Genomic DNA, 6411 nt, shown 5'->3' on the forward strand with positions numbered 1-6411 from the left:
AAAGCACTGCTTTGAGGTTGTGGATAGAACTGACGAAGTCAGTAACATATATACGGCAAGGTGAAGCTGACGTGGTTTGAATTTGATTTTTGATGAGTATAAAATTTTAAAAAAGGAACCTCTTTAGGTTCCTTTTTTTAAAACAAAAACTCGGTTAGATTTTACTAACTGAGTTTTCTATATCTCAAAATTATGAATTTGGATCGTCAAGACTACGACCATGCAAGCCTTTTTCACGTTGTACCTGACGAAGTTTCTCAGGAGTCACATCATTTCCATCTTCATCTACGATTTTGATTCCTTCAATGTGATGACGAACAGAACGACGATAGCCTTCGATATATTCCTCACGAAGTTTAGCTTGTTCTACTTTTTCTTCTGCAGTCAAGCCTTCTGTTTTTTTCTTTTTAGCAAGCTCATTAATACGAGCGATTTTTTCTGGTGTCATATTTGGACCTCCAATCTACTTTTTAATTTCTATTTTGTATTAAGAAGATTAAAAGCAGCGACTGTTTTCGCTTTATTCACAAGTTCAGTTAGAATAGCTAGACGATTATTCTTAACATCAACATCCTCTGCCATAACCATAGTATTGTCAAAGAAAGCATCAATTACTGGACTAAGAGCAAATAGTTGCGTTAATTTATCGTTAGCTGAGCCCTTCAATTCTAGATTTTCTACTGCTTGAGCTAGTTCTTTTTCTTGTTCATTTTCAAAGAGGCTAGTATCAACTTTGACTAAACCTTCTGCTTTTTCCGCTAGGTTGAAGGCACGAGATAATGATTCAACTGATGATTTGTAGTTTTCAGTTTTTGCAACTTCAGTTAAGGCTTCTGCTGCTTCAATCATATCTGCAACAACAAAGTTTGAACTTGCAAGAACAGCCTCTTTAATATCTTTTGCAGTAGAACCCATCATCTTATCAACACGAGCTTTGATGAAGTTAAGCACTTCTTCTTGATTATCGTAAGTTAGGCTATCAAATGATAAAGCATAAAGGCTAGCAATCAATTCGTCCATTGGAATATTCCAGCCGAAGTCTTCTAAGATACGGACAATCCCTTGTGTTGCACGACGAAGAGCATAAGGGTCATTTGAACCAGATGGAATCAAGCCAACAGAGAAGAAGGACAAGAGAGTATCCAATTTATCAGCTAGTGCAAGGATAGCTCCGACTTTAGACTCAGGAAGAGCACCATCTGCAGAATCTGGAAGGTAGTGTTCACGAATAGCTTGTGCTACTGCTGCATTCTCACCAGCGAGAAGAGCATATTTCTCACCCATGATCCCTTGAAGCTCATCAAATTCACCAACTATACCAGTCAAGAGGTCAAACTTATAAATGGCTGCAGCACGAGCAAGATCAACAGTTTCATCAACTGATAAACCTGCTTTTTCTGCCAAAAGGATAGCAATTTGCCCTGTACGAATCATGTGCTCACGAAGTGAACCAATCTTTTCATGGAAGGTTACGTGTGATAATTTAGCTACAAGATCTTCAATCTTGAGTTTTTGGTCTTCACGCCAGAAGAATTCACCATCTTCAAGACGTGCCACCAAGACTTTCTCATTTCCTCGGATAACATTATCCAAATACTCTGCATTTCCGTTACGAACAGAAATAAAGTTTGGTTTTAGATTTCCATCAAGGTCACGAACTACAAAGTAGCGTTGATGAGTCTCCATTGAAGTGACCAAAACTTCTTCTGGAACCTCTAGGTACTTAGGGTCAAAATTCCCCATGAAGGCAGTTGGGTATTCAACCAAATTCAGAACTTCATTCAAGAGTCCTTCATCAATTTGTACCTGAACACCTTCTTCAGCTTCAATAGCCTTAATTTGCTCACGAATCATATTTTCGCGCTCAGTGCTATCAGCAATAACATAAACTTTGCGCAGGTCTTCTTCATAGCTGTCAGCATGCTGAATTTCTACTTCGTGACCAAGGAAACGATGTCCACGGCTAACTCTTCCTGAGTGAATATCTAAGAAATCCATATCGAGTGCCATATCATTCAAAAGAACTGTCAACGTATGGACTGGACGGATATATTCAAAGGTATTGTTTGCCCAGTGCATACTTACTGGGAAGCTTAAGCTAGCTAAAACTTCTGGAATTCCAGCAAAAACTTCCTCAGCTGGTTTTCCAGCTTCATGCTTAGTCACGTAGACATATTCTTCACCTTTGATTTCACGAAATTCGATATCATCTACAGTCAAGCCTTTGCCACGGACAAAGCCTTGCGCTGCTTTAGAGAAATTTCCTTCTACATCCAAAGCAATTTTTTTAGAAGGTCCTTTAAAATCTTCAGTCAAATCCGTTTGTTGGTCTGCTAAACCAAGTACGCGAACAGCCAAACGACGTGGAGTTGAGAAGGTTTGAATCCCTTCATATGAAAGGCGGTTGTCATCCAAGAAGGCTGCCATTTTTTCGCCTAGTTGTTTTTCACTTGGTGTGACAACGTAGGCTGGTAACTCTTCGAGTCCTAGTTCTACTAATAAGTTTTTTGTCATGTTTTTTCCTTTAAAAAATTTCTTCTTTTTGATAGGCACCTTAGGTACTGGGGACATTGCTAACTAACTTTGTGAGTCTATGGGGAAATCTTCTGTCTTCTTGACAAAGATTTCCAACAGTCTCATCAAAGTGGATTTAGGCAACTGATTTTTGAACCCAAAGTTTCAAAAATCCCCAGATAGCAGTACGGCGGTGCCTATTCCTTTAGCAAGTCTTTGACTTGCCTTTGGGTGCCATACGGGCTCACTTTGTTCGCCCTTTTTCTATTCTTGTAACTGTTTTTATTCTTCCTCTTCTGCTAGGAGTTTTGCGCGTGTAGCTTCGTCAAGAAGTGGGTATCCAAGTTTTTTGCGTTCTGCTACGAATGTTTTAGCTACGACACGGGCTAAGTTACGGATACGGGCGATATAACCAGCACGCTCTGTAACGGATACTGCTCCACGAGCATCAAGCAAGTTGAAGGTATGTGAACATTTCAAAACGTAGTCGTAGGCTGGATGCACAAGACCTAGTTCTAATGCACGTCCAGCTTCTTTTTCAAATTTTTCGAAGTTTTCAAGAAGCATGTCTTGATCTGAAACTTCAAAGCTGTATTTTGAATGCTCGTATTCAGGTTGAAGGAAAATTTCTCCGTATTTAACACCAGGAGCCCACTCGATATCATAAACAGAGTCTACTTCTTGGATATAAGAAGCTAAACGTTCCAAACCATAAGTAACCTCGGCTGTAACAGGACCAGTTGCCAAGCCACCGACTTGTTGGAAGTAAGTGAATTGAGTGATTTCCATACCGTCAAGCCAAACTTCCCAACCGAGACCAGCTGAACCAGTTGATGGGTTTTCCCAGTTATCTTCAACGAAACGAATATCGTGTTCCAAAGGATTGATTCCCAATTTCTCCAAAGACTCAAGGTAAAGCTCCTGGATATTTGCTGGAGAAGGTTTCATAACCACTTGAAATTGGTGGTGTTGGTAGAGACGGTTTGGATTTTCCCCGTAACGACCGTCCGCTGGACGACGAGAAGGCTCAACATAAGCTGCGTTCCATGGTTCAGGACCAATGGCACGAAGGAAAGTGTAAGGACTCATGGTTCCCGCACCTTTTTCATTATCATAAGCCTGCATAAGCATACAACCCTGATCATTCCAGTATTGTTGCAAAGTCAAAATAATCTCTTGGAAGGTTAGTTTTTTAGACATTATTAACTCCTTTTTTATCTAATTTCTTGCGACCTAGAATACAAAAAGAACCGTGTCTTTGCTCCTAAGTCAAGTGACCTAGGGGCGTCAGAAACGCGGTTCCACCCTGATTTATTACTTCATTGTTTTGAAAATACTACAGAAAGCGCCACACTTATCTCTCAATCACCTGACTCTCACTATCTCAGGCTCGCTTAGGATTTACTGATAAGATATTCTTTCTTGTCTCTATTATAACAAAAAGGAATAAAAAAGTAAAATTATTTTATCATCACTCTTGTATTTTTCTCGGTATTAAATCTTAGCGATCTTTGCAATTCTTTAGAATATTATAAATATCATTCACCGATAGTATTCCTAAAACTAAATGATACTAAACAAACAGTTACTACAAGAAGGTATGATAAAAAAACACGGCGATAGCTTCTAGACGAAATGGTCTTCTACTTTCTGGAAGCATTTCTAAATGCTTCTTCGTTATTATGGAAAAACTTCTCTTTCTTGCGACTGAAAAATTACTTATAGAATAGACAACAATCGGATATCCATCTTTTGCGATAGTTTTTTCAATAAGAAAATTGCTTCATACCTTGTACCTAGATGATCCCACCTCTTCTTGAACGATTTCAATTCTAGCTATCCAGTTCTCGTCATATGTCGATTTTGACTGAAGGACCAGTCCTTCAGAATTTCCTTTTAATCATAGCTATATTTTCCAAATTTCTAGCCTCAAAATTATCTTACCATTCATCCTGTGTCTATTCACATATTAAAGAAATCTCAAACTCTTTTGGAACAAAGCTGATTTCACTGTCTCATCGTCAATCTTCAAGTCAGATTCTCACTAAGTCCTAACTAAATCATTTCAAAAAATGAGAGAATTTCCTAGTTCAACCATTAATCATTATCAAAACTAAACCTTCCAAAAGAAGTTCTGTTCACTTACTAAAACCTTAGAGACTTGAATATCTTGGCATACAATATCAATTAACATACTTGATAAAGTAATTGTTGCCTGTATCATATTATTTTTCTCTTCGATAAGTCTAATATCATGCACAGTGTGAGACATGAGATTTTCAAAAGGAATATCCTTCATATTGAAATTTCTTGTACCAGTCTCAGTTTTCCAACATGTCCAACCAGCGTCCGTCTCATAGTTTACCTTAAAGCAACGGTAGAAAACAATCTCCCAGCAATACTGATCCGATTGTCCATTTTCAACTTCAATATAGAGTCTACATTCATCTCCAAAAAATGAAGCTCTAAAGTCTAATGCATAGGCGTCCCAGTAGTTCGTACCCTCAATCTCTTCCTCTAGCTTTAAAATGTCCACTAGTCTCTCCCCTTCAATTTTTTAATTAAAATCTAAAAAATGTATACATCTATAGAATAAACGAGAAACGCTTGCTAAATCATTACATTTCTAGTTTGTTCATCATGTAATATTACTGCCCTTTTATAGTCTTTTGAAAAAATTCTAGGCAAATGATTTCTAAAATGCTTTAGATTTTCCAATTGAGTTTTGACATAAAATTGACATCGATGGAGCCCCTCGTCATTATCTGCTACTTCCATATCCACTTCAATATTTAACTCTTCTTTTTCATTAATAGGTGCAAAAGTAAAAACAAAATAACCACTTCCACCAACCCTATCATCTCCAAAAATGATCTTTCTTGCTAGATTAGGATTTTCTATATAGTCATCCATGGTCAGTAATACCTTCGTCATCTCATCCTCAAAGAGATAGCATACTTGATAAATTGTTAGAAACTTTGTTTCACAAGTAAGCCTAACTTCGCAAAAATTTTCCGATTCATCGAACCACTCACTTCGTAGTACTATATTATCCAGTTTCTTCCCTCCTCTACATAATTACATATAATAAATCGCTCTATATTATAAAATTTAACAATAAAAATATGACCATAGATAGGTGATTTAGCGTTTAGCATTTCAACAAATAGTTTCCATGATAGTTTAATAAGTCAGATTTTATTTACGGCTGTATTCAAAATGATGACATTTCAAAAATCTCCAAAATCAGTTTATTTTTTTACACCTTAGAGTTATATGAAATAATAAAAATCGGTGTTTCAATAATTTTAATGGTTAAGTGGACTTTAAAAATTGTAGAAAATCCATCTTCAAATACTTTTTACAACTACATTTTGACCTTCCTCGAGTGCGAATCTAAAACAAGTTAACATAACTTCAAATAAATCACTGCCTGAACTAGTTATGAAATATTGTGATAAATTTGTGATATGGGAAGCAATATGATTACCCCAAGGAGGAGTGACTGACAAATCTTCAAAATCCCATATGATGTCGTGAGGTGGAAATTTTTTCAACTCTTCTTGGATAGATAACAACTCTGCAATTCCACTCTCAATATCTTCCAAAGGAATATCGCCCCAATAAAGTTTATTCATGATAACGGGGTACTTACTTCCCCAGTCTTTATTCTCCAACTGAACATATATAGTCGAAAAGAATGAATTAAAAAAGCTCCCTTCTCCTACTGTCCACCAATTATAACCTACCATTAAGCCTACAGACATAAAATCCACCTCCAAATTATTCTTAAATATTACTTCTACATCAACAGATGTCCTATTATTGTTAATAAAATCATCTGTCTACTGAAGATTAGCAAATGCTATCCCCTTTTTTCTATCTATTATGCACTAT

6 protein-coding genes are annotated in these 6411 nt (G+C 36.9%); all 6 read right to left on the bottom strand.

Annotation, left to right across the window (positions count from 1 at the left end):
- Window positions 1-190: 190 nt before the first annotated feature.
- The 6 genes from HMPREF2805_RS05085 to HMPREF2805_RS05110 all read right to left on the bottom strand — a co-directional run bounded on the left by HMPREF2805_RS05085 (window position 191) and on the right by HMPREF2805_RS05110 (window position 6281).
- Entirely contained in the window at window positions 191-448 is a 258-nt protein-coding gene (locus tag HMPREF2805_RS05085) for a DUF896 family protein (protein ID WP_000187071.1), read from the bottom strand.
- 29 nt (window positions 449-477) lie between these two features.
- On the bottom strand, window positions 478-2514 hold the full coding sequence (gene glyS / locus HMPREF2805_RS05090; RefSeq protein ID WP_075231661.1) for a glycine--tRNA ligase subunit beta: 2037 nt from the start codon (window positions 2512-2514) through the stop codon (window positions 478-480).
- A gap of 282 nt (window positions 2515-2796) precedes the next feature.
- The gene (gene glyQ / locus HMPREF2805_RS05095) at window positions 2797-3714 is read right to left on the bottom strand and encodes a glycine--tRNA ligase subunit alpha (RefSeq protein ID WP_060955620.1); all 918 of its coding nucleotides are present in this window, start codon (window positions 3712-3714) and stop codon (window positions 2797-2799) included.
- Between the two features lie 913 nt (window positions 3715-4627).
- The gene (locus HMPREF2805_RS05100) at window positions 4628-5050 is read right to left on the bottom strand and encodes a hypothetical protein (RefSeq protein WP_075231662.1); all 423 of its coding nucleotides are present in this window, start codon (window positions 5048-5050) and stop codon (window positions 4628-4630) included.
- Between the two features lie 74 nt (window positions 5051-5124).
- Entirely contained in the window at window positions 5125-5448 is a 324-nt protein-coding gene (locus tag HMPREF2805_RS05105) for a hypothetical protein (RefSeq protein ID WP_075231663.1), read from the bottom strand.
- Window positions 5449-5864: 416 nt separating this feature from the next.
- Window positions 5865-6281: an immunity 70 family protein gene (locus HMPREF2805_RS05110; RefSeq protein ID WP_075231664.1), complete on the bottom strand. Its 417-nt coding sequence runs from the start codon at window positions 6279-6281 to the stop codon at window positions 5865-5867.
- Window positions 6282-6411 lie beyond the last annotated feature (130 nt).

The sequence above is a fragment of the Streptococcus sp. HMSC034E03 genome, from assembly GCF_001811505.1.
Lineage (GTDB): Bacteria > Bacillota > Bacilli > Lactobacillales > Streptococcaceae > Streptococcus.